Origin of the sequence: Frigoribacterium sp. 9N, assembly GCF_902506305.1 — a bacterium.
Lineage (GTDB): Bacteria > Actinomycetota > Actinomycetes > Actinomycetales > Microbacteriaceae > Frigoribacterium.
Genome location: NZ_LR733392.1, coordinates 571,671 through 593,373, shown reverse-complemented (window position 1 = coordinate 593,373; position 21,703 = coordinate 571,671). Strand labels below are relative to the sequence as shown.

At 72.1% G+C, this 21,703-nt stretch carries 20 protein-coding genes, 4 tRNA genes and 1 pseudogene; 9 read left to right on the top strand and 16 right to left on the bottom strand.

Annotated features, from left to right (window positions below; translation table 11 throughout):
- Nucleotides 1–44: 44 nt before the first annotated feature.
- From nusG to ARTHRO9V_RS05915, 3 genes are all read right to left on the bottom strand, one after another.
- Nucleotides 45–1,139, bottom strand: coding sequence for a transcription termination/antitermination protein NusG (gene nusG, locus ARTHRO9V_RS05925; RefSeq protein ID WP_159826104.1), 1,095 nt, complete (start codon nucleotides 1,137–1,139; stop codon nucleotides 45–47).
- A gap of 95 nt (nucleotides 1,140–1,234) precedes the next feature.
- On the bottom strand, nucleotides 1,235–1,516 hold the full coding sequence (gene secE / locus ARTHRO9V_RS05920) for a preprotein translocase subunit SecE (protein ID WP_043592949.1): 282 nt from the start codon (nucleotides 1,514–1,516) through the stop codon (nucleotides 1,235–1,237).
- Between the two features lie 84 nt (nucleotides 1,517–1,600).
- Nucleotides 1,601–1,673 (bottom strand) — tRNA-Trp (locus ARTHRO9V_RS05915).
- 233 nt (nucleotides 1,674–1,906) lie between these two features.
- Here ARTHRO9V_RS05915 and ARTHRO9V_RS05910 point away from each other — a divergent pair.
- The 5 genes from ARTHRO9V_RS05910 to ARTHRO9V_RS05890 all read left to right on the top strand — a co-directional run bounded on the left by ARTHRO9V_RS05910 (nucleotide 1,907) and on the right by ARTHRO9V_RS05890 (nucleotide 6,945).
- Entirely contained in the window at nucleotides 1,907–3,109 is a 1,203-nt protein-coding gene (locus tag ARTHRO9V_RS05910) for a pyridoxal phosphate-dependent aminotransferase (RefSeq protein WP_056046539.1), read from the top strand.
- 100 nt (nucleotides 3,110–3,209) lie between these two features.
- Nucleotides 3,210–4,130, top strand: a complete 921-nt coding sequence (locus tag ARTHRO9V_RS05905; protein WP_159826102.1) for an ABC transporter ATP-binding protein — start codon at nucleotides 3,210–3,212, stop codon at nucleotides 4,128–4,130.
- The gene (locus ARTHRO9V_RS05900) at nucleotides 4,127–4,936 is read left to right on the top strand and encodes an ABC transporter permease (RefSeq protein WP_056046543.1); all 810 of its coding nucleotides are present in this window, start codon (nucleotides 4,127–4,129) and stop codon (nucleotides 4,934–4,936) included. The genes ARTHRO9V_RS05905 and ARTHRO9V_RS05900 overlap by 4 nt, the downstream gene beginning before the upstream one ends.
- An 84-nt stretch (nucleotides 4,937–5,020) precedes the next feature.
- The gene (locus tag ARTHRO9V_RS05895; RefSeq protein ID WP_159826100.1) at nucleotides 5,021–6,238 is read left to right on the top strand and encodes a sensor histidine kinase; all 1,218 of its coding nucleotides are present in this window, start codon (nucleotides 5,021–5,023) and stop codon (nucleotides 6,236–6,238) included.
- Between the two features lie 65 nt (nucleotides 6,239–6,303).
- Entirely contained in the window at nucleotides 6,304–6,945 is a 642-nt protein-coding gene (locus ARTHRO9V_RS05890; protein WP_159826098.1) for a response regulator transcription factor, read from the top strand.
- A 79-nt stretch (nucleotides 6,946–7,024) separates the two neighbouring features.
- Here ARTHRO9V_RS05890 and ARTHRO9V_RS05885 read toward each other — a convergent pair whose 3' ends face one another.
- From ARTHRO9V_RS05885 to ARTHRO9V_RS05875, 3 genes are read right to left on the bottom strand one after another with little or no spacing between them, the layout of a single operon-like run.
- Nucleotides 7,025–8,116 (bottom strand): UDP-N-acetylmuramate dehydrogenase, encoded by a 1,092-nt coding sequence (locus ARTHRO9V_RS05885; RefSeq protein WP_255477492.1) that lies wholly within the window; start codon nucleotides 8,114–8,116, stop codon nucleotides 7,025–7,027.
- Entirely contained in the window at nucleotides 8,113–8,544 is a 432-nt protein-coding gene (locus ARTHRO9V_RS05880) for a MaoC/PaaZ C-terminal domain-containing protein (protein ID WP_159826096.1), read from the bottom strand. The genes ARTHRO9V_RS05885 and ARTHRO9V_RS05880 overlap by 4 nt, the downstream gene beginning before the upstream one ends.
- Complete coding sequence (locus ARTHRO9V_RS05875; RefSeq protein WP_159826094.1) at nucleotides 8,541–8,999, bottom strand: MaoC family dehydratase N-terminal domain-containing protein; 459 nt, start codon at nucleotides 8,997–8,999, stop codon at nucleotides 8,541–8,543. Before ARTHRO9V_RS05875 ends, ARTHRO9V_RS05880 begins: the two co-directional genes overlap by 4 nt.
- A gap of 215 nt (nucleotides 9,000–9,214) precedes the next feature.
- Between ARTHRO9V_RS05875 and ARTHRO9V_RS15775 the strand changes: the two are divergent.
- Nucleotides 9,215–9,433: pseudogene (locus ARTHRO9V_RS15775) on the top strand (DUF3072 domain-containing protein); the annotation flags it as partial.
- A gap of 301 nt (nucleotides 9,434–9,734) precedes the next feature.
- Entirely contained in the window at nucleotides 9,735–10,637 is a 903-nt protein-coding gene (locus ARTHRO9V_RS05865) for a UbiA family prenyltransferase (RefSeq protein WP_159826092.1), read from the top strand.
- A gap of 54 nt (nucleotides 10,638–10,691) precedes the next feature.
- Here ARTHRO9V_RS05865 and ARTHRO9V_RS05860 read toward each other — a convergent pair whose 3' ends face one another.
- The 5 genes from ARTHRO9V_RS05860 to ARTHRO9V_RS05840 all read right to left on the bottom strand — a co-directional run bounded on the left by ARTHRO9V_RS05860 (nucleotide 10,692) and on the right by ARTHRO9V_RS05840 (nucleotide 14,067).
- A complete protein-coding gene (locus ARTHRO9V_RS05860; protein ID WP_159826090.1) occupies nucleotides 10,692–11,855 on the bottom strand; it encodes an NAD(P)/FAD-dependent oxidoreductase in 1,164 nt (387 codons plus the stop codon).
- The gene (locus ARTHRO9V_RS05855) at nucleotides 11,842–12,624 is read right to left on the bottom strand and encodes a class I SAM-dependent methyltransferase (protein WP_236556941.1); all 783 of its coding nucleotides are present in this window, start codon (nucleotides 12,622–12,624) and stop codon (nucleotides 11,842–11,844) included. The genes ARTHRO9V_RS05860 and ARTHRO9V_RS05855 overlap by 14 nt, the downstream gene beginning before the upstream one ends.
- Entirely contained in the window at nucleotides 12,621–13,739 is a 1,119-nt protein-coding gene (locus tag ARTHRO9V_RS05850) for a type III polyketide synthase (protein ID WP_159826088.1), read from the bottom strand. Before ARTHRO9V_RS05850 ends, ARTHRO9V_RS05855 begins: the two co-directional genes overlap by 4 nt.
- A 130-nt stretch (nucleotides 13,740–13,869) precedes the next feature.
- Nucleotides 13,870–13,943 (bottom strand) — tRNA-Met (locus ARTHRO9V_RS05845).
- A 52-nt stretch (nucleotides 13,944–13,995) separates the two neighbouring features.
- Nucleotides 13,996–14,067, bottom strand: a tRNA-Thr gene (locus ARTHRO9V_RS05840).
- A 126-nt stretch (nucleotides 14,068–14,193) separates the two neighbouring features.
- Between ARTHRO9V_RS05840 and ARTHRO9V_RS05835 the strand changes: the two genes are divergently transcribed.
- Nucleotides 14,194–14,766, top strand: a complete 573-nt coding sequence (locus ARTHRO9V_RS05835) for a 2'-5' RNA ligase family protein (protein ID WP_159826086.1) — start codon at nucleotides 14,194–14,196, stop codon at nucleotides 14,764–14,766.
- A gap of 9 nt (nucleotides 14,767–14,775) precedes the next feature.
- Here the strand turns inward: ARTHRO9V_RS05835 and ARTHRO9V_RS05830 are convergent, their stop codons facing one another.
- Nucleotides 14,776–15,720 (bottom strand): aldo/keto reductase, encoded by a 945-nt coding sequence (locus ARTHRO9V_RS05830; RefSeq protein WP_159826084.1) that lies wholly within the window; start codon nucleotides 15,718–15,720, stop codon nucleotides 14,776–14,778.
- 129 nt (nucleotides 15,721–15,849) lie between these two features.
- Between ARTHRO9V_RS05830 and ARTHRO9V_RS05825 the strand changes: the two genes are divergently transcribed.
- Nucleotides 15,850–17,574: a glycoside hydrolase family 13 protein gene (locus ARTHRO9V_RS05825; protein ID WP_159826082.1), complete on the top strand. Its 1,725-nt coding sequence runs from the start codon at nucleotides 15,850–15,852 to the stop codon at nucleotides 17,572–17,574.
- Between the two features lie 80 nt (nucleotides 17,575–17,654).
- Here ARTHRO9V_RS05825 and ARTHRO9V_RS05820 read toward each other — a convergent pair whose 3' ends face one another.
- The 4 genes from ARTHRO9V_RS05820 to cls form a co-directional block, all read right to left on the bottom strand.
- Nucleotides 17,655–18,836, bottom strand: coding sequence for a M23 family metallopeptidase (locus tag ARTHRO9V_RS05820; RefSeq protein ID WP_159826080.1), 1,182 nt, complete (start codon nucleotides 18,834–18,836; stop codon nucleotides 17,655–17,657).
- A gap of 280 nt (nucleotides 18,837–19,116) precedes the next feature.
- Complete coding sequence (locus ARTHRO9V_RS05815) at nucleotides 19,117–19,929, bottom strand: inositol monophosphatase family protein (protein ID WP_159826078.1); 813 nt, start codon at nucleotides 19,927–19,929, stop codon at nucleotides 19,117–19,119.
- 77 nt (nucleotides 19,930–20,006) lie between these two features.
- A tRNA-Tyr gene (locus tag ARTHRO9V_RS05810) sits at nucleotides 20,007–20,088 on the bottom strand.
- A 138-nt stretch (nucleotides 20,089–20,226) separates the two neighbouring features.
- Nucleotides 20,227–21,693, bottom strand: coding sequence for a cardiolipin synthase (cls, locus tag ARTHRO9V_RS05805; protein ID WP_159826076.1), 1,467 nt, complete (start codon nucleotides 21,691–21,693; stop codon nucleotides 20,227–20,229).
- Nucleotides 21,694–21,703 lie beyond the last annotated feature (10 nt).

Below are 21,703 nucleotides of genomic sequence, written 5' to 3'. Positions count from 1 at the left end.
GGCGCGGACTCCGGTGATCTGTAGACCTGGGGGGTGGGTGCCTGCTAGAGCTTCGTGACCTGGTCGAAGCTGAGCTCGACCGGCGTCTCGCGCTCGAACAGCGAGACCAGCACGGTGAGCTTGCCGCTCTCGGGCTTGATCTCGTTGATCGTACCGGGAAGTCCGGCGAACGACCCCTCTTTGATCGTGATCGTCTCGCCGATCTCGAAGTCGACCTCGGCGGGGATGACCCGCTGGGCCTGCTTGCCACCCTTGGCGCCGCCCTTGGCGGGCGCCGGGGTCGTGTCGACCTGGACGAGGCTCTTCAACATGTTGAAGGCCTCTTCGAAACGCAGCGGCGTCGGGTTGTGGGCGTTGCCCACGAAGCCCGTGACGCCGGGGGTGTGGCGGACGACGGACCAGCTGTCCTCGTTGAGGTCGAGACGCACGAGCACGTAGCCGGGGATGCGGACGCGGGTGACGAGCTTGCGCTGCCCGTTCTTGATCTCGACCACGTCCTCCATGGGGACCTCTACCTGGTAGATGTAGTCCTCCATGGTCATCGAGACCATGCGGTTCTCGATGTTCTGCTTCACGCGGCGCTCGAAGCCGGCGTACGAGTGGATGACGTACCACTTGCCGGGCTTGCCCCGCAGCTCGTAACGGAAGGCCTCGTAGGGGTCGACCTCGGCGGGCTCGTCGTCCTCGACCTCGGTGGCGGACACGTCGACGTCGACGTCGTCGTGCGCGATCTCCGCGTCGGCGTCCTGGACGGACTGCTCGGCCTCGGCGATGACGGCGTTCGCAGCGGGGGCGTCGCCCTCGTCGGCCGCCTGCTCGGCCTCGGAGTCGGCCTCGTCGTCGGTGGCCTCGACCGCGGCCTCGGCCTCGAACTCGTCGTCGACGTCGAGGGCGTCGTCGACGATCGCGTCGGCCTCGGGGTCGCGCGCCTCGGCCAGCGTGTCGAGCAGGCCGTCGAGGTCGCTCGTGTCGGTCGAACCGGAGTCGCCTTCGTCGACGACCGAGAGGGCCTCGGACTCGGCGGGCTCGACGGCGTCCTCGTCGGCGGCCAGCGTGCCGCCCTCTTGGGCCTCTTCGACCTCGGAGGACTGCTCGGCAGCGGTGGCGAGGTCGATGTCGTCGCGCTCGTTGTCAGGCAAGGGTTCTTCTTTCGATCGGGGTTGTCGGGTGCTCGTGCTCGGTGGCACGGGACCCGCTCACGTGGTGCTCGGGGAGTCGGCCGGTGGGTGCCGCGTCAGCTGCCGGTCGGGCCGTTGCCGAAGACGTAGCCGACGCCGGTGCCGAACACCAGGTCGAGCAGGGAGACGAGGGCCATCATGATGACCACGAAGACCAGGACGACGCCGGTGTAGCTCAGCAGCTCTTTGCGGGTCGGCGTGACGACCTTCTTGAGCTCGGCGATCACCTGGCGGATGAACAACGCGATGCGGGCGAAGGGGCTGCGGCGCGTCGCACCGTCGCTCTTCGCCTTCTCGACGACGTCTTCACTGGGGACGTCAACGTCTTTTCTCGCCACTGTTCCGACCTTCCGAGCTCGGCCCGTGGGCCTGTGTCCGTATCTGTGTGTGATCACCGTGTCATGAAGAACACAGCCGGGCTGCAGGGCGGACAGGACTCGAACCTGCAACCTGCGGTTTTGGAGACCGCTGCTCTACCAATTGAGCCACCGCCCTATGGGATCGACGCCCTTCAGATGACCTCTCGGTCGGACCCGGAGGCCCTGCCTCTCTCAGTCGGCTGTTGGTGAACCGGACTGCAGAGGCGCGCTGAAGCTTGGCGCATTCGATCGCCTCGTCAAGTGTAGGCGAAGCGGCGGGCGCGTGCAAAGCCGGGCGCCGCGGGGTCCGACGGACCCTCGGTGGGCGCACCCGTCCGGGCCGGTGACACCCCCGCTAGGCTGACCCGCGTGACCCCGACCGCGCGCCGTCTCTCGTCCCGTATCTCGTCGATCGCCGAATCGGCCACGCTGGCCGTCGACGCGAAGGCCAAGGCCCTGCTGGCACAGGGCCGACCGATCATCAGCTACGGCCCGGGCGAGCCCAACTTCCCCACGCCCGACCACATCGTCGACGCGGCCGTCGTCGCCGCCCGCGACCCGCGCAACCACCGCTACTCGGCCGCGGCCGGCCTGCTCGAACTGCGCGAGGCGATCGTCGAGAAGACCCTGCGCGACAGCGGCACCACGGTGTCGACGTCGCAGGTGATCGTCACGAACGGTGGCAAGCAGGCCGTCTACCAGGCCTTCCAGGCGCTGCTCGACGACGGCGACGAAGCCCTCCTGCCGTCGCCCTACTGGACGACCTACCCCGAGGCCATCGCCCTCGCCGGCGGAGTCACCGTCGAGGTCTTCGCCGGTGCCGACCAGGGCTACAAGGTCACGGTCGACCAGCTCGAGGCCGCCCGCACCGAGCGCACGAAGGTGTTGCTGTTCTGCTCGCCGTCGAACCCGACGGGCGCGGTCTACTCACCCGACGAGGTCGAGGCGATCGGTCGTTGGGCCCTCGAGGCCGGCGTCTGGGTGATCACCGACGAGATCTACCAGAACCTCACCTACGACGGGGTGACGGCCGTCTCGATCACCGAGGCCGTGCCCGAGCTGGCCGATCAGGCGATCCTGGTCAACGGCGTGGCCAAGACCTACGCGATGACCGGGTGGCGGGTCGGCTGGATGATCGGCCCGACCGACGTGGTCAAGGGTGCCGCGAACCTCCAGTCGCACCTCACGTCGAACGTCTCGAACGTGTCGCAGCGGGCGGCCCTGGCGGCCCTCACCGGACCGCAGGACGAGGTCGAGGCCATGCGGGTCGCCTTCGACGCCCGACGCAGCACCATCGTCCGCGAGCTCAACCGGATCGACGGCGTCGTCACCCCCACCCCCGAGGGAGCCTTCTACGTCTACCCCGACGTGCAGGGCCTGCTCGGTCGCGAGTGGGGAGGCGTCACGCCCACCACGTCGCTCGAACTCGCCGACCTCATCCTCGAACAGGCCGACGTCGCCACCGTGCCCGGTGAGGCCTTCGGGCCCAGCGGGTACCTCCGGCTGTCCTACGCCCTCGGCGACGACGAGTTGCTCGAGGGCGTCCGCCGCCTCCAGCGCCTGTTCGCCTGAGGCCGCGACCCCCGTCCCGAGGCCGGGTCCACCGATCGGTGGACCCGGCCTCGACCGGTCGGGCCTGGTGCGCGGAGCCGCCACGGCGCACGCTGGAGCCATGACCCCCGAACCCGTCGTGCGAGTGCACGACCTCACCAAGACCTACGGCACCGCCACGGCTCTGCACGGCCTCTCGTTCGAGGTGGCCGCGGGCGAGACCCTCGGCCTGCTCGGCCCCAACGGCGCCGGCAAGTCGACCACCATCGAGATCCTCGAGGGCTACCGCGACCGGTCGGGCGGCGACGTGTCGGTGCTCGGCGCCGACCCGCAGCACGCCGGTCTCGACTGGAAGGCGCGCCTCGGCATCGTCCTGCAGACCTCCGGCGAACAGGGGACGGCCACGGTGCGCGAGCAGATCGCCCACTTCGCCGGCTTCTACCCGAACCCGCGCGACGTCGACGAGGTGATCGCCGCGGTCGGTCTCGAGGCGAAGGCCGGGGCACGCATCCGGTCGCTGTCCGGGGGGCAGCGACGACGCGTCGACGTCGCGCTCGGTGTGGTCGGCGGCCCCGAGCTGTTGTTCCTCGACGAACCGACCACGGGCTTCGACCCCGAGGCCCGCCGACAGTTCTGGCAGTTGATCCGGTCGCTGTCGGACGACGGGACGAGCATCGTCCTCACCACCCACTACCTCGACGAGGCGGCGCAGCTGAGCGACCGCGTCGCGGTGATCGCGCAGGGCCGGCTCGTCGCCCAGGGGCGACCCGACGAGCTCGGGGACGAGGAGGCGCGCACCCCTCGCGTGACCTGGCTCGACGAACACGGACGGCACGACGTCCGCACCTCCGCACCGGGCGCCCTGGTCGCCGACCTGCACGCCCGCGGAGGCGAACCGCGCTCGCTCGAGGTGATCCGGCCGTCGCTGGAGGACGTGTACCTCGGGTTGGTCGCGACCGCCGAGACCGTCGCGGACGGGGAACGGATCGCGACCGACGCCGGGGACGCGCCGCGCGCCTCCTCGTCCGGGGTGACCTCGTGAGGACGCTCTCGCTCGGCCTGAGCCGCACCCGGTACGAGGTGCGGGGGTACTTCCGGGCCGGCGACACCGTCTTCTTCACGTTCTTGTTCCCGGTCGTGATGCTCGCGATCTTCTCCACGGCGTTCAGCGCCTCGGGCTCGTTCGGCACGCGGCCGGACGGTTCCGAGGTGGGGGCCGCCGCGTTCTACCTGCCGGGCATGATCGCGGCCGGCATCCTGCTCTCGGGCGTGCAGAACCTCGCCGTCGACATCGCCCTCGAGCGTGGCGACGGCACCCTCAAGCGACTTTCGGGGACGCCCCTGCCGGTCGGGTCGTACTTCGTCGGCAAGTTCGGCCAGGTGCTCGTCACGAGCCTGCTGCAGGTGGCGCTGCTCGTGCTGGTGGCCCGGGTGCTCTTCGGCGTGCCCTTGCCGACCGACGCCGGGTCGTGGCTGACGCTCGCCTGGGTCTACCTGCTCGGCATCGCGACGTCGGCGCTGGTCGGCATCGCCCTCTCGCGCGTGCCCCGCAGCGGGAAGAGCGCCACGGCCGTGATCGTCCCGATCACGCTCGTGCTGCAGTTCATCTCGGGGGTCTATCTGCCGTTCACCCAGCTGCCCGACTGGCTGCAGTCGGTGGCCTCGGTGTTCCCGTTGAAGTGGCTGGCGCAGGGCATGCGCAGCGTGTTCCTGCCCGACACGTTCTCGGCCGCCGAGGCCGGCGGATCGTGGGACCTGCCCGGCGTCGCCCTCTGGCTGGCGGTCTGGCTCGTCGCCGGCGCCGTCGCCTCGCTGCTGACCTTCCGGTGGATCAGGAAGGACACCTGACCCGTGGACGGCCACCGTCCTCCGCCCGATCGGCGACGACCACGACGGCCTCGCCGGCCCGCGGCTGCCACTAGCGTGATCGACATGGACGACACCGGCGACCGGGCGGAGGCCGCGGCCCCCGCCCGGTCGGGAACCGCCATCTCGATGCGCTGGTGGGACGCCGGCCTCGCGATCACGGTCGTGGTGATGGTCGTCCTGGCCACGACCTCGTCGAGCGGCCGGGTCACGGCCTCGTTCGTCGCCGTCGGGCTGCTGGTGCTCACGTGGTTCGCCCTCGCGCGGCCCGTGGTGCGTCGCGCCGTCGCGCTGCTGTCGCTCCCGACCGTGACGGCCGTCGCCGCGCTCGTGGTGGTGGGCGGCGTCACGGTGGCCGCCACCCCCGAACTCGCGGTCGTGCAGGCCTTCCTCATGCCGCTGATCTGGACGCTGCTGCCCGGCACCCGGTCCGCGATCGTCGCCAACGTCTGCCTGTGCGTCGCCATCTCGATCGGGTTCGTCGTCAGCCTCGGCTGGTCGGCCGAGGCCCTCGCGACGGCCGCCACCAGCGAAGGCCTCTCGCTCGTCTTCAGCATCGCGCTGGGGATGTGGATCACCACGATCGCCCGGGTCGGGGTCGAACGCGGCCGGCTGCTCGACGAGCTGCGCGAGGCCCAGGCCGAACTGGCCGCGCGGCACCGCGACGCGGGCACGAGCACCGAACGCGAGCGCCTGGCCCGGGAGATCCACGACACGATCGCCCAGAGCCTCACCGGAGTCGTCATGCTCGCGCAGCAGACCCGCGGAGCCCTCGCGGCCGGCGACCTGGCGACGATCCGTGAACGGCTCGACGTGATCGAGGCCGCCGCCCGCGAGGCCCTCACCGAGGCGCGCACCCTCGTCGCGGCGACCGCGTCCACCGGACCGGCGGGCACCGACGTGGCGGCCGCCCTCCATCGCCTCGGCGAGCGCTTCGAGCGGGAGAGCGGAATCGGGATCACGGTCGACGCCGTCGAGGTCGACCTGCCCCGCGACCTGCAGGTCGTGCTGGTGCGGTGCACCCAGGAGGCGCTGGCCAACGTCCGCAAGCACAGTGCGTCGACGTCGGCGCGGGTCACGCTCACGGCGACGGACGGGACGGCCGTGCTCGTCGTGTCCGACGACGGCACCGGGTTCGACACGGCGGTCGCATCGACCGGGTTCGGCCTCGACGGTCTCCGCGAGCGGCTCGAACTGTCGGGCGGCCGCCTCGACGTCTCGTCGGATCGTGACGGGACGGTCGTCACCGCGCAGGTCCCCCGCGCCTCGGTGGTGACCCCGTGACCGCGGGGCCCGCGCACGAGGGTGCGACGTCGACCGGGCCCGGAGCCTCGTCGGCGGGATCGCCCGTGCACCGCACCCTCGTGGCCGACGACCATCCGATCGTGCGGCAGGGCATCGCCGCCCTGCTCGCGACGACGGACGACTTCGTCGTGGTGGGGCAGGCGAGCGACGGCTCCGAGGCCGTCGCCCTGGCGGACTCGCTCGAGCCCGACCTGATCGTGATGGACCTCCGCATGCCCGGCCTCGACGGTGTCGAGGCGACCGAGGCCGTCCTGGCACGTCACCCGACGACCAAGGTCGTCGTACTCACCACCTACGAGTCCGACGACAGCATCCTGCGGGCGATCGAGGTGGGGGCGAGCGGCTACCTCCTGAAGGCCTCCCCGGAGGACGAGCTCGTGGCGGGCCTCCGAGCCGTGGTCGCGGGACAGGTGGCCCTCGCCCCCGCGATGGCGGCCCGTCTCGTCGGCCGCGCACGTAGCGGCGCCGAGCCCGTGCCGCGCCCGACCCCGTTGAGTCCTCGCGAGACCGACGTGCTCGCCCTCGTGGCGGAGGGTTGCTCGAACCGCGAGATCGGACGCCGGCTGTTCGTCGGCGAGGCGACGGTCAAGACGCACCTGCTGCACGTCTTCGAGAAGCTCGGCGTCAACGACCGGACGCGCGCCGTCACGCTGGCGCTCGAGCTCGGCCACCTGCCGCGCCGCTGAGGATCTCTGCGCCGCGACGTCGGACGGGCACCGCCGCGTCGGGCGGCCATCGCCGCGTCGGACACACGCGGCCGCGTCCCTACAGCGAGAGGCCGAGGAGGACGGGCTCGGGGTGCAGCAGCACGCCGAACTCGGACTGGACCCGCTGCTGCACGTAGCGCGCGAGCTCGGCGACCTCGTCGCCCGTGGCACCGCCACGGTTGGTCAGGGCCAGGGTGTGCTTGGACGAGACGGCGGCTCGCGAGCCCGGCAGGCGGAAACCCCTCGCGATGCCGGCGTGCTCGATCAGCCAGGCGGCGCTGAGCTTGACCTCGGCGGGCGCACGGGGCGCCGGGGCGGCCGGCTCCTCACCGAGTGGCACGACCTGGCGCTCGGGCTCGGGGCCGGTCGGCCACCGTGGCGCGTCGGCCGGCAGGGTCGACGCGTCGGCCCGCGACACGATCGGGTTGGTGAAGAACGATCCGCTCGACGCCGTGTCGCGGTCGGCCGGATCGAGCACCATGCCCTTCGCGGCCCGCAGGGCGAGCACGCTGGAGCGCACGTCGGCGACCGAGACCCGGGCCCCGAGCTCGACGCCGAGGGCCTTCGCGAGCTGCGGGTACGCGACCTGCTCGCTCGCGCCTCCGTGGTCCGTGAGGGCGAACTCCACGGCCGTGACGACGCCCCGACGGCCCTGCTTGAAGACGCTCGTGCGGTACCCGAGGTCGAGGTTGGCCGCGGGGATGCGGACGAACTCGCCCGAGTCGTCGTCCAGGAAGTCGACGGCCACGAGCGTCGAGGCGACCTCCTGGCCGTAGGCACCGATGTTCTGGATCGGCGACGCGCCCGTCGAGCCGGGGATGCCGCTGAGCGCCTCGAGCCCCGACCAGCCCTGCTCGACCGTGGAGGCGACGAGGTCGTCCCAGGGCTCACCGGCGGCGACGCGGAGGTGGACGCGGTGGTCGTCGGAGTCGACGCGCTCGACACCCCGGGTGGCCACGTGGACGACCGTGCCGTCGAACGGCTCGTCGGAGGCGACCGTGTTCGACCCGCCGCCCAGGACGTACCAGGGGTGGTCACCGACCGACGCCTCACGGACCGCGGCCAGCAGCTCGTCGGTCGTCGTCGCCTCGACCAGGCGGGCGGGCTCGCCGCCCACCTGCATCGTCGTGAGCTCGGCGAAGGTCGTCACGCCAGCGTCACCACGACCTGGGCCTTGCCCAGCACGGTCTGGCCGCCGGCGGTCACGGTCAGGTCGATGCGCGCCGTGCCGGCCGCGGCGTCGAGCTTGCCCACCTTCGCGACGACGGCGATCTCGGCCCCGGCGGTGGGGTCGACCACGACGGGACGCGTGAAGCGCACCTGGTAGTCCGACACCCAACCGAGCACGCCGGCGTCGTCGCCCGCCCCCTCGAGCCATTCGACGACCGGCTGGACGGCGGTGCCCATCGTGAGCATGCCGTGGGCCAGGACACCGGGGAGGCCGACCGCGGCCGCCACGTCGTCGCGGTAGTGGATGGGGTTGAAGTCGCCCGAGGCGCCGGCGTAGCGCACCAACGAGTCGCGAGTCAGGGGGTAGGTCTTCTCGGCGACGACCTGGCCGACCTCGAGGGCGCTCACGCGGCGACCTCGTCGTCGGCGCGGACGACGAGCGTCGACACGGCGGTGACCACGTGCCGCCCGTCGACGTCGCGCATGTCGGAGGACGCCGTGACCATGGCGTTGCCGCCCAGCGTCTTGACGCTCGTCACGGTCAGGGTGGCCGTGAGCTCGTCCCCCGCGACGATCGGACGCGAGAGCGAGAAGCGCTGCTCGCCGTGGACGACGCGCGAGAAGTCGATGCCCGCGTCGGGTTCGGCGAGCAACTGGGCGAGGGTGGCCTCTTGGACGACGACGGCGAAGGTCGGCGGGGCGACGAGGTCGCCGTGCCCGGCCGCGTGGGCCGCCTCGACGTCGAACGAGAGCGGGCTCGTCGAGCCGGTCGCGCGGGCGAACTCACGCACCTTCTCGCGGCCCACGAGGTAGGGCGGGGCCGGCGGGAAGACCCGCCCTTGCAGATCAGGGTTCACGGACACGCGGTCGAGTCTAACCAGCGGGGTACGTCGCCCGGCCCGGTGTCGGGGGCACGGCGTACGTTCACGTCATGAGCGACGCGAACATCGACCCCGACATCACCCCCGTCGACCCGGCAGCGGCCGAGTCCGACGAGACGACGACCACCGACACGACGACCACCGACGAGACCGACCAGGCCGCCACGGCCCGCGAGGAGAACGCGGCGCCCGCACACGGCGAGACGCTCGGCGGCGCCCGCCCCGACGGCGGCAGCACGGCGTCGAAGGACCCCGACGACTGGGTCACCGGCGACGAGCCCATCACCGGCCCGCAGAAGAGCTACCTCGACACCCTCGCCCGCGAGGCCGGCGAAGAGCTGCCCGCCGACATGACGAAGGCCGAGGCGAGCGAGCACATCGACCGCCTCCAGCAGAAGACCGGCCGCGGGGCCTGACCCCTCGTCGTCCCCCGGGGCCCGGGCCGATCCGCGAAAGACGGCCCGGTGCCCCTTCCGATCCACCCGTGGCAGTCGTACACTCCAGTCACGTCTGGGATGGTAACTCGACGTGGGCACCCTCCTCTGGCGCGTGCCGGTACTGATCCACCTGCACCTCGAGCGCCGAGGGTGCGACGGGGTGCATCCGAGTCCTCCCCCGACTCGGGTGCACCTCTTCACGTCGCCCACCGCATCGTGTCCTGCCGTCCGGGGCCGACCGACTCGGGGCCGTGCGGCTCCGTCCGTCTAGGGTGAACGGATGACCTCCCCCGAGCCCCCGGTCTCCACCGCCGGCTCCGGTCGCCGCGACGGCCCTGCCTCGTGGACCGCCGCCCTGCTGGGTTCGACGCACCCGGGGCCGACGGTGGTGGTGACCGTCCTCGCCGTCGTGCTGGGCGCCTCCTCGGGGTTGCCCCTCGGCCGACTCGTGCTGCTCGCCCTCGCGGTGCTGCTCGGACAGGCCTCGATCGGGTTCGCCAACGACTGGCTCGACGCCGGGCGCGACCGCGCCGTCGGCCGGACCGACAAGCCGGTGGCCCAGGGCCTCGTGAGCGTGTCGGCCGTTCGCCGTGCCGCGGTGGTCTGCGGCGTGCTGATGCTCGTGCCGTCCTACGCGCTCGGGCCCGCAGCCGGCACGGCCCACCTCGTGCTCGTGGCCTCGGGGTGGGCGTACGACCTCGGGCTCAAGCGGACCCCGGTCTCGGTGGTGCCCTTCGTCGTGAGCTTCGGCCTGCTGCCGGCCGTCGCCACCCTCGCGGCGGCACCACCGTCGCCTCCCGTCGCTTGGGCCGTGGCGGTCGGAGCCGTGTTCGGCATCGCGATCCACTTCACGAACGTCCTGCCCGACCTCGACGACGACGCGCGCACCGGCATCGTCGGGCTCCCCCACCGCCTCGGGCGGACCGTCTCGGGAGTCGTCGCGTTCGCGGCGCTGGCCATCGCGGCCGTCCTGCTGCTCTCGGGCCGACTGGTCGGCGACTCGTCGGCTCCGGGCCTCGTCGCTGCCGCCGTCGGCACCGCCGTGACCCTCGGCATCGCCGTCGTCGGAGTGCGCCTCGTGCTCGCGGGACGCGTCGACCGGGCCCTCTTCCGGTTGATCATGGTGGCGGCCGTGCTGCTCGTGGTGCAGCTCGCCCTCAGCGGCGGCACCGTCGTCGCCTGAGCACGCGGGTCGGCGGAGGGGAGCCGAGACGGCGCGGCCGCGGGGGCCGACCGCTCAGGCCCAGCGCATGGCGTAGACCGACGCGAGCAGGTGCCTGCTCGGAGCCCTCAGCACGGCTCCGAGCGCCAGGTCCCGGGCCCGAGCCGCTCCCCCGCCGACGGGCCGACCGAGGGCGGTGTTCCACTCGGCCTGCCGGGCGGCGCGGAGGGCGGCGCGGGCACGGTCGGCGTCGAAACGGCCGAACGTGGTCGGATCGAGCACCCGGCCACCCCTCCGCTTCACCGCCGCGGCGATGACGGCCTCGAGCGCGTGCCCGTCGAGCCAGCCGAGGTTCATGCCCTGGCCGCCGATGGGACTGATCTCGTGGGCGGCGTCGCCGATCAGCGTGACCCGGCCGACGACCGTCCGGACGGCCAGCCGGCGCCGGACGCCGAACCCGCTCGTCATGGTCGAGGTCGTCGGGTCGACGGGCGACCCGGTGCGGTCCGACACGAGCCGCGCGACGTCGTCCGGTGCGACCGACGCGGTCGCTGCGTGAGCCGACCCGACGTGCACCACGAACCGTCGTCGACCCGCGGGCAACGGCAACGACTCGACCACCCCGGAGCGCTCGAGATGGATCACGGCGTCGGGGCCGTGGCCGGTGGCGTCGGCGAAGTCGCCCATCACGTAGCGGTCGGGCAGGTCCCGGGCCCTGGTGTCGACGCCCAGCGCGGCGCGGACGGCGCTGCGCGTGCCGTCGGCCCCGACGACGAAGCGGGCGGCGACGACCACCGGCCCCTCGTCGTCGACCCCCTCGACGACCACGTCCTCGTCGCGTTGTGCGAGCCCGACGAACCGCACGCCCCGACGGAGCGCGTCGTCCCGCCGCGCGGCCAACCCCGTCCGTAGCACCGCCTCGGTGCGGTCCTGCGGCACCGCCGCGACGAACGGCCACCGCGACGACGCCCGGTCGAACGGCACCACGCCGACCGTCCGCTCGCCGCTCCGGGCGATCCCCCGCCGGATGCGGACGGCGTGGGCGAGCAGGTCGTCCGCGAGGCCGAGCCGGTCGAAGAGGTCGATCGAGGACGGATGCACGCCGAGGGCGCGCGAGTGCGCCGGATCGTCGACCCGCGCCTCCCAGACGACGGCATCGAGGCCGCGATCCGCCAGGGCGGCGGCGAGCATCACCCCGACGGGCCCCCCACCGACGATCAGGACGTCATGCGTCCGCACGGCCGGCACCCCCGGGGGCGTCGACGCCGATCTCGCGGACGAGCAGCAGGCGGAAGGGCGACTGCCGGACGACGCGCCACCCCGGCGGAGCCTCGTCGACCAGCTCGTCGGCGGTGAAGCTGCGGCGGATCGACAGGAGCCCGTCGACGTGGACGAACGAGCGGGTCCGCCACGGCCAGGTCGCGGCCCGGTAGGCGAGGTACGCCCCGCGGGCCCGCTCGATGTCGGCGTGCAGCACGAGACGGGACGCCAGGCGGGCGCTGTCGTCCAGCACGGCCGCCCGGGCCTCGTCGTCGAGGTGGTGCAGGACGTGGTTCGACACGACCACGTCGAAGGTCTCGCCCGCCACCACGAGGTCGGCGCTCGAGGCCCGCCGGAACTCGACGCCGGGCGGGACGGGGCAGGACGCCGCGAAGGCGTGGGCCCGTTCGTCGGGATCGACGGCCACGACCTCGAGGGCGAGCCCGTCGCGACGGGCCCAGCCGGCCAGGGCGCGCGCGAGGTCGCCGCCGCCGGACCCGAGGTCGAGCAGCCTGGTCGTCACGTCGGCCGACAACAGCGGGCGCAGTCGGCGGAGGTACGCCCGGCGCCACCCCGCCACGAGACCGTTCACGACCGGGAAGGCCCGGTAGGTGGCGTTCAGCAGGCCGAGGTCGCAGCCCGGGTCGTCCATCAGCTCGACGAGTCCGACGCCTCGTCGCGACAGGTCGGGCCACCAGGGCGGCCGCACCGCGACCGACGGAGCCGAGGAGGTGCGGGTCGCGCTCACGAGACCGCGCGACGCGTCATCAGCGCGGTCTCGACGGTCAGCCCGGGGCCGAAGGCCATGGCACCCACGCGCTGCGACGGGGCGGGGGGCCCGGCCAGGAGGTCGGCGAGGATGAACAGGACGGTCGCGCTCGACATGTTGCCGTAGTCGCGCAGGACGTCGCGTGAGGGCGCCAGGTGGGCGTCGGTGAGCCCGAGCTGCTGTTGCACGCGGTCGAGGATGCTGCGCCCGCCCGGATGGACGGCCCACAGGTCGACGTCGCCGACGCCGACGCCGCCGGCCTCGAAGAGCGGTGCCAGGGCCGAGTCGATGTGCAGCTCGATGATCTGCGGGACGTAGCTGCTCAGCACCATGTCGAAGCCCAAGTCGCCGATCGTCCACGCCATGTCGGTCTCGCCGACCGGCGTGAGCACCGTCTCGAGGACGTCGAGGTCGAGCACGACGGAGCCCGACGGCGCCGGGCGGGCGGTCACCACGGCGGCGGCCGCCCCGTCGGCGAACACGGACGAGGCGACGATCGAGTCGGGGTCGTCGGAGCTCCGCAGGTGCAGCGTGCAGAGCTCGGCGCAGACGACGAGCACGACCGCCTCCGGATCGGCGAGGCAGAAGTCGCGTGCGGCGGCGAGGGCGGGGAAGGCCCCGTAGCAGCCCATGAAGCCCAGGTGGTGGCGACGGGTCGACGGCGACAACCCGAGGCCCCGGACGAGCAGGTAGTCGGGCCCGGGGGCGAAGAAGCCGGTGCACGACACGCTGATCACGTGCGTGACGTCGTCGGGCCCGAGGTCGGGCGCCGCCGCGAGCGCGGCACGAGCGGCGTCGAGGAACAGCTCGGGCGACCGGTCCGTGTAGACCTGGTTGCGTGCGCCCGTGCCGGGTCGGAGGATCTCGTTCGACGCGGCGTCGTAGAACGTGGGCTCGCCCTCGCGCGGTCGCCGGTCGAGCTCGTCGACGACGGTGTGCCGGGTCTCGATGGCCGAGGCACCGAACGCGGCGCCGACGATGCGCTGACCGAGGCGACCCAGGCCGGCCTGGGTCGCGAAGATCTCTCGGACGTCGTCCTGTCGGATGATGGTCGGGGGCACCGCGGTGCCGATGCTGCGGATGCTCACGGCCATGCTTCATCGTATGCCCGACGCCTGGGCACGGCGCACCGGTCGCGTCTCGGTGCACGGAGACGACTCGGCGGGTGACCACCGAGGGTACGGACGACGAAGGCCCGAACTCGTGAGAGATCCGGGCCTGCGGTAGCGAGGGCGGGACTTGAACCCGCGACACCACGATTATGAGCCGTGTGCTCTAACCAACTGAGCTACCCCGCCGCAGGCTGCAGGCCCTGCCGGCATCACACCGGGACGGGACCGAGACAGCCAGAGCCCCGAGTCAGGATTGAACTGACGACCCCTTCCTTACCATGGAAGTGCTCTACCACTGAGCTATCGGGGCGTGACCACCAGGCGAGCGACCGGGGCCGCTGCCGATTGGCACCAGACAAGGGTAGCAGAGCGAACGGGCTGCTGACGCCACGTGCCGACCCGGCCCGCCGAGGGCCCCGCGGGGCAGGATCGACGGGTGCACAGCCTCGAACTCCTGCTCGACCCGGCCTCCGACGGAGCCGTCCGTGACGAATGGCGCGTGCTGTCCGCGGCGGGCCTCCCGTCGCAGGGCGACCACGTCGGGACGTCGAACGCGCCGCACGTCACCCTGGTGGCACGACCCGACCTCGACCCAGCTGCCGACCCGCGCCTCCTGCCCCTCTCGGAGGCATTGCCGATGCCCGCCGAGCTCGGCGGGCTGCTGCTCTTCGGATCGCCCCCGCGCGGGCTCGTGCTCGTGCGACCCGTGGTCGTGACGGGAGAACTGCTGGACCTCCACGCCCGGGTGCACGAGAGCCTCGGAGGCGCGGGGGACGTCCCGCACACCACGCCCGGTCGGTGGACCCCCCACGTCACCCTCGCGTCACGCCTGACGCCCGACCAGGTGGCCCGGGCCCTCGACGCCCTCTCCGAGGCCGGCGTCCCGTCGACCCGGCCGGTCGTGCTGTCCCGGCTGCGGCGCTGGGACCCGGGAGCGCGGACGATCGTCCCGCTGGGTCCCGTCGCCGCGGACACGGAGGCGGATGAGAGGGACGGCGCAGGGCGCTGACCCCGGACGTCAGACGAGCGGACGCGAGGCCGCCTCGAGGGACGCCAGGTCGCCCTCGGTCAACTCGACCCGGGCGGCGTCGAGCAGGCCCTCGAGCTGGCGGGGGGTCCGGGCACTGCCGAGTGCGCCGATGACGTTGTCGCGGGAGGCGAGCCACGCGACGGCGACGGCGCCCGGCTCGACGTCGAGACGCTCGGCGATCTCGACGACGACCTCGAGGGTGCCCTGGTTCTGCGGCGTGACGTAGCTGAGGGCCCGGCTGCCCCGGGGAGAGTCGCCGCGGCCGGCCTCGTGACGGTACTTGCCCGTCAGGAACCCGCTCGCCAGGGACGAGTGCGGCAACACGGCGAGGTCGTAGTGGTCCACGATGGCGGCGACGTCGTGCTCGTACTCGCCCCGTCGCACCAGGTTGTACGCGACCTGGACCAACCGGAACGGGTGGAGTCCGTCGCGGTCCGCGATCGCGAGGGCCTGCCGGAGGCGCGCACCGGTGTAGTTGGACGCCCCGGCGCAGAGGATCTTGCCCTCGTCGACGAGCTCGCTGAGCGCGCCCACGGTCTCGTCCAGCGGTGTCTCGTCGTCGTCGAAGTGCGTGAAGTAGAAGTCGACGTGGTCGGTGCGCAGACGGCGCAGCGACGCCTCGACCGCCGCACGGATGCTGACGCGCGACAGGCCGGGAGCGTCGGGGTGCTGCCCGCACTTGGTGCTCAGCACCACCCGGTCGCGGTTGCCCGGTCGGGCGAGCCACCGGCCGATGATGGCCTCGGACTCGCCCCCGGAGTTGCCCGGCAGCCACGCCGAGTAGACGTCGGCCGTGTCGACGACGCGGCCGCCGTCGTCGGCGAACAGGTCGAGCACCTCGAGGGCGGTGGGGGCGCCGACCGTCCAGCCGAAGACGTTGGTTCCGAGCGCGAGCGGGAACGGCCGGGTGCCGGCGGGCAGGTCGGCCGTCACGAGATCGGTCGCAGGGTTCAGGATCGTGCCAATCGTGTCGCGGGTGTTCGTCCCGGAGGTCCCCCTCCGGGCTGTCCTGACCACGACCGTAGCCGATGCCGCGTCGGGGGCCTGCCGTATCGTGGCCTCATGTCCACACGAGATCCGGCCGAGACCGACACGCTGACCCCGACCGCCCCCCTCGAGGGCACCGCGACGACCGCCGACCAGGGCCACGAGTGGTGGCGCACCGCCGTCATCTACCAGGTCTACCCGCGGTCGTTCGCCGACGGCGACGGCGACGGCGTCGGCGACCTCCCCGGCATCACGTCGCGCCTCGACGCCCTCGGCGAGCTCGGCGTCGACGCCGTCTGGCTGTCGCCCTTCTACACCTCGCCCCAGCGCGACGCGGGCTACGACGTGGCCGACTACCGCGACGTCGACCCGCTGTTCGGCACCTTGGACGACTTCGACGCCCTCCGCGCCCGGGCCACCGAGCTGGGCCTGCGGGTCATCGTCGACGTGGTGCCGAACCACACCTCGAGCGACCACGCGTGGTTCCGCGAGGCCCTCGCCTCGCCGGCCGGTTCGGCCGCCCGCGGTCGCTACCTGTTCCGTGACGGCCGCGGCCCCGACGGCGACCTGCCGCCGAACAACTGGCAGTCGGTCTTCGGCGGCCCGGCGTGGTCCCGCGTGACCGAGGCCGACGGCCGACCGGGCCAGTGGTACCTGCACCTGTTCGACTCGTCGCAACCCGACCTCGACTGGACGAACCGCCGCGTGCGCGACGAGTTCGTCGACGTGCTGCGCTTCTGGCTCGACCGCGGCGTCGACGGGTTCCGGGTCGACGTCGCACACGGCATGGTGAAGGCCGAGGGCCTGCCCGACTACACGCCCCCCGCCGAGTCCGGCAGCATGGGCGGCGGCCAGGGCGAGTCCGCTCCCCCGCCCTACTGGGGCCAGGAGGGCGTCCACGAGATCTACCGCGAGTGGCACACCGTCCTCGCCGAGTACCCGGGCGACCGGGTGCTCGTCGCCGAGGCCTGGGTCGAACCGCTCTCGCGTCTGGCCGACTGGGTGCGCCCCGACGAGATGCACCAGGCGTTCAACTTCGCCTACCTCGAGACCGGGTGGTCCGCTCCGGCCGTCCGCGAGGTCGTCGACGCGTCCCTCCAGACCTTCTCGAGCGTCGGAGCCCCCAGCACCTGGGTCATGAGCAACCACGACGTCGTCCGGCACGCCAGTCGGCTCGCCCTGACTACCGAGAACCCGCAGGGGTACGGCATCGGGCCGAAGACCGAGGGGCTGCCCGTCCCCGAGCTCGGGTTGGCCAGGGCGCGAGCCGCATCGGCGCTCATGTTGGGCCTCCCCGGCAGCGCGTACCTCTACCAGGGCGAAGAACTCGGCCTGCCCGAGGCCATCGACCTGCCCGACGACTCCCGGCAGGACCCCACGTGGTTCCGCACGGACGGGGAGCGCTACGGCCGGGACGGCTGCCGCGTGCCGTTGCCCTGGTCCGCGACCGAGCCGGCCTTCGGGTTCAACGCGACGGGCGCCTCCTGGTTGCCCCAACCCGCGGACTGGTCGACGTACGCCCGGGACGAGCAGCGGGGCGTCGCCGGGTCGACGCTCGAGCTCTACACGCGGGCGCTCCGCCTCCGTGCGGAGCACGAGCTGGGTACGGGCACGCTGACCTGGCTCGAGGGCTTCGGGCCCGAGGTGGTCGCGTTCCGCAGCCAGGGGGTCACCGTCGTGGCCAACATGGGCGACGTCCCCGTCGAGCTCCCCGTGGGCGAGGTCCTGCTGGCCACCATGGTCGTCGACGGGCCGGCCCTGCCGGCGAACGCGACGGTCTGGCTCGCCACCACGTCGTAGCGGCGGCGACGACGGAAGAGCCCCACCTGGCGACAGGTGGGGCTCTTCTCGTGCGTGCCGCGCGGACGCGGGACCACGGCTCAGTTCGTGTTGGCCTGGAGCCAGGGATAGGGGTCGACGGGCACGCCGCCGATCACGATCTCGAAGTGCAGGTGGGCCCCGGTGCTGTTGCCCGTGCTGCCGACCTTGCCGATGATGGTGCCGACCGTGACGGTGTCGCCCTCGCGGACCTCGACCGAACCGGTCTGCATGTGCGCGTAGACGCTGGTGACCTTCTGGCCGTTGACGACGTGGTCGATCCAGACGTTGTTTCCCAGGGCACCCGAGGGGCCGTCGACCTTGCTGACGACGCCGTCGGCGATCGCCTGGATCGGCGACCCGGCACCGGGGACGAAGTCGAGACCCTGGTGGAACGTCGAGCAGAAGCCGCAGTTGGCCACCTGGCGGGCGCCGAAGCCGCTGCTGATCGGCACGCCCGTCTGGAACGGCCACTGGACCGTGCCGTCGACGTCGTTCGAGAACGTGCTGGCACTCGTCGAGGCGTACTCGGAGACGGCCTTCATCTCGGTGACCGAGTAACCGTCGCGCGAGACGCCGGCCGTGCCGTCGGCCGAGGGTGCGGTCGCCGTGTAGCTCTGGGAGTCGGCGGCCTTCTTGGCGGCCGTCTGCGTGGGGGTGTCGACGAAGAAGGCGTTGGCGGGCACCGAGGTGGCCACGAGCATGGACGCGGCGAAGAGCATGGCTCCGACGACCGTGACGCGCTTGGTGGTGCGTCGGAAGGTCGCCCCGGCGGTGCGGGGCGCGCGGACGGGCGCCTCGAGGCGAGCCGCGGGGCGCTGTGCGCGGGCCTTCGCGGTGCGTCCGGCAGCTGCGGGACGGGTGCCGGAGTCCGCACCGAGACGAGCGGCTCGTCGCGGCGAGACGTGCTCGGTCGCCGCGGACGGGCCAGTCGCGGGTCGGGCCTCGGCGGCGGGCTCGGCGACCACGCGGGCCGCGGTGCTCGTAGCGGCGGCAGCCGTCGTGGTGGCGGAGGTCGTGGTGGCGGAGGTCGTGGTGGCGGCGGAGGCCGTCGCGGTCACGGGCCGGGCCGCGCGGCGTTCGGCCTCACGGGCTTCGCGACGGGTGAGGTAGACGGGGGCGTCGGCCACGACGGGGACGGTCGGAGCGACACTCGGCGAACCGGTGCCCGTGAGGTCGTCGGTGGCGCGACGCGACGGGGTTCCGTCGCCGTCGGGCTCGGCGATCTGCTGGTACTTCGTCACGTGTGATGGGTCCTCGGGGTGATCGGGATCGGACGGTGGGTGCACCGTCGTCTTCACGGCCGTCACTGGTGATCGTGGCGCGAGCTGCGCAGAACCTTCGGAAGGAGCCCTGGCGGAGTGCGTCACGCGATGATCACGGATCAATAACGACCTCACCAGGGTAGCCGGTCGATGAACGAATGGCTACCCGCATTCGGGTGTCGTCGCCGATATTCACCGTTGATCTACGATATGACAACGCACAACGACTCATGTTGACATCTTGCGCTGGGTGCTCCGGTCAGATCCCTGCCTCGACGACCAGGGCGGCGAGGTCCTGGGCGATGGCAGGGGCCGCGACGAAGGTCAGCGACTCGCTGGGGGCCTGACCGAGCTCCCCGCGGACGACGGCGCCTGCTTCGGCGGCCACGAGTGCGCCCGCCGCGTGGTCCCACGGCTTGAGTCCTCGCTCGACGTAGGCGTCGACCCGTCCCGCGGCGACGGCGCAGAGGTCGAGCGAGGCCGCCCCCAGGCGCCTCAGGTCGCGAACGCGCCCCACCACCCGGACCAGCGCCTCCGCGTGCTCGACCCGACGTGCGGCGTCGTACGAGAACCCGGTGGCCAGCAGGGACGTCTCGAGGGAGGCCGGAGCGTTCACCTGGAGGCGACGCCCGTCCAGCCACGCGCCACCGCCGACCGACGCGGTGAAGGTCTCGCCCGACGTCGGGTTGACGACCGCTGCGGCGAGGGTGCGCCAGGTGAGCGGGTCGGGACCGCCCTCGACGACGGCGATGCTCACGGCCCACTGCGGGATGCCGTAGAGGAAGTTGACGGTCCCGTCGATGGGGTCCACGACCCAGGTGAGTCCCGTGGTCGAGTCGTCGGGTTCGCCCTCTTCTCCGAAGAAGCCGTCCCCAGGACGCAGCTCGGCCAGACGGCCTCGGACGTACGTCTCGACCTCTCGGTCGGTGTGCGTCACGACGTCGACGGCGCTGCTCTTGGTGTCGGCGACGACGACCCCCTCGGAGCGGCGGAGGGCCGCGAGCTCGGCGGCCTCACCCGCGACGGCGACGGCGATCTCGAGCAGCTCGGCGGGGGTCGGGGTGACGGACACGGGTCCTCCTGTGGGGTGGGTGGCCCGGTAACGCAAGAACGGACTCGACGAGCGAGTCCGTTCTTGAGGGGCAACCGTGGCAAGTGAGGGATTCGAACCCCCGAAGGCTACGCCGGCTGATTTACAGTCAGATCCCTTTGGCCGCTTGGGTAACTTGCCATGCACGCCCAGCCCGTGTGATCACCGACCGGAGGCGCCAGACAAATATACAGCCTCGGGAGCCCCCTCACGACCACTCGCCCTCAGGGCCGCGCCGCGCGGGCCGCCGGCCCACGATGGACCGCTCGGACAGGTGGACTACTGGACGGCGGAGGTGAGGCGGGCGACGTTGTCGAGGACCTTCGAGCGGAAGGGCCGCGCGAGCCAGTCGTCGAGGAACAGTTCGCGGCTCGAGGCGCGGTAGGTCTGCTCGACCTCGCGCAGCCGTTCGACGAACTCGCGTCCACGCACCATGACCGAGATCTCGAGGTTGAGGCTGAACGACCGCATGTCCATGTTGCTGGAGCCGATGACCGCGACCTCGTCGTCGATCGAGAAGTGCTTGGCGTGCAGGACGGTCGGCGAGCGGTACAGGAAGATGCGGACCCCCGACCGCAGCAGTGCCTCGTAGTAGGAACGCTGCGCGTGGTAGACCACCGGCTGGTCGCCGATCTCGCTGACGAAGAGCTGCACCTCGAGCCCGCGCTGGGCCGCGGTCGTCACGGCGTAGAGCATCGACTCGTCGGGCACGAAGTAGGGGCTGGTGATGATGATGCGCTCCTGCGCGCTGTAGAGCAGCGAGTTGAACAACCGCAGGTTGTTCTCGCCGTCGAAGCCCGGCCCGCTCGGCACCACCTGACAGTCGATCGTCTCGAGCCGGTCGGCCGTGTGCACGGGGTCGGTCTCGCGGAGCAGCAACTCGTCGGTCTCGCTGTACCAGTCGGTGACGAACAGCGCGTTGATGCCGGCGACGATGGGGCCCTCGAAGCGGACCATGAAATCCTTCCACTCGAGGCCGCGGCGCTTGTTCTTGCGTTTCTGGTAGCTCTTGTCGACCATGTTCTGCGAGCCCGTGAAGGCCACCCGGCCGTCGATGACGAGGAGCTTGCGGTGGTTGCGCAGATCGGGCCGCTGGTACTTGCCCCGCAGCGGCAGCACGGGCAGCATGAGCTGCCACTCCACGCCCATCGCGTCCAACCGGCGTCGGGCCTTGCGGTACCCCGGGTACCCGCGGCTGGCGATGTGGTCCATGAGCAGACGGACCGTGACGCCCCGTCGACGGGCGTTCTCGAGCGCCAGGAAGAACGGCTCGGTCGTGCGGTCGAGGCTCGTGATGTAGAACTCGGCGTGGACGTAGCGGTGGGCCCCGTCGACGGCCTCGACCATCGCGGCCATGGATTCGTCGTAGTCGGTGTGCATCTCACCGGTGTTGCCGCCGACGAGCGGCATCGCACCGAGCGTGCGGTTGAGTTCGACCACCGAGTCGAGCCAGGCCGGCCACGGGTGGTCGCGCTTGACGCGCTCCATGCCCTCGGTCGTCTCGATGATGTACTTGTTGATCTCGGTCTGCTTCTCACGACGACGCGCGGGCAGCTTGGTGCTGCCGATCAACAAGAAGAGGACGAACCCGACGTACGGGATCAGGAAGATCGCGAGCAACCACGCGGTGGCCGTCTGGGGCCGCCTGTTGATCGGGACGTAGACGATCGCGAACACCCGGATGGCGATGTCGAGCACGATGCCGAGAACGGCGATCGTCGGCGCCACCCAGGCGGGTTCGACCATGGACGGGACC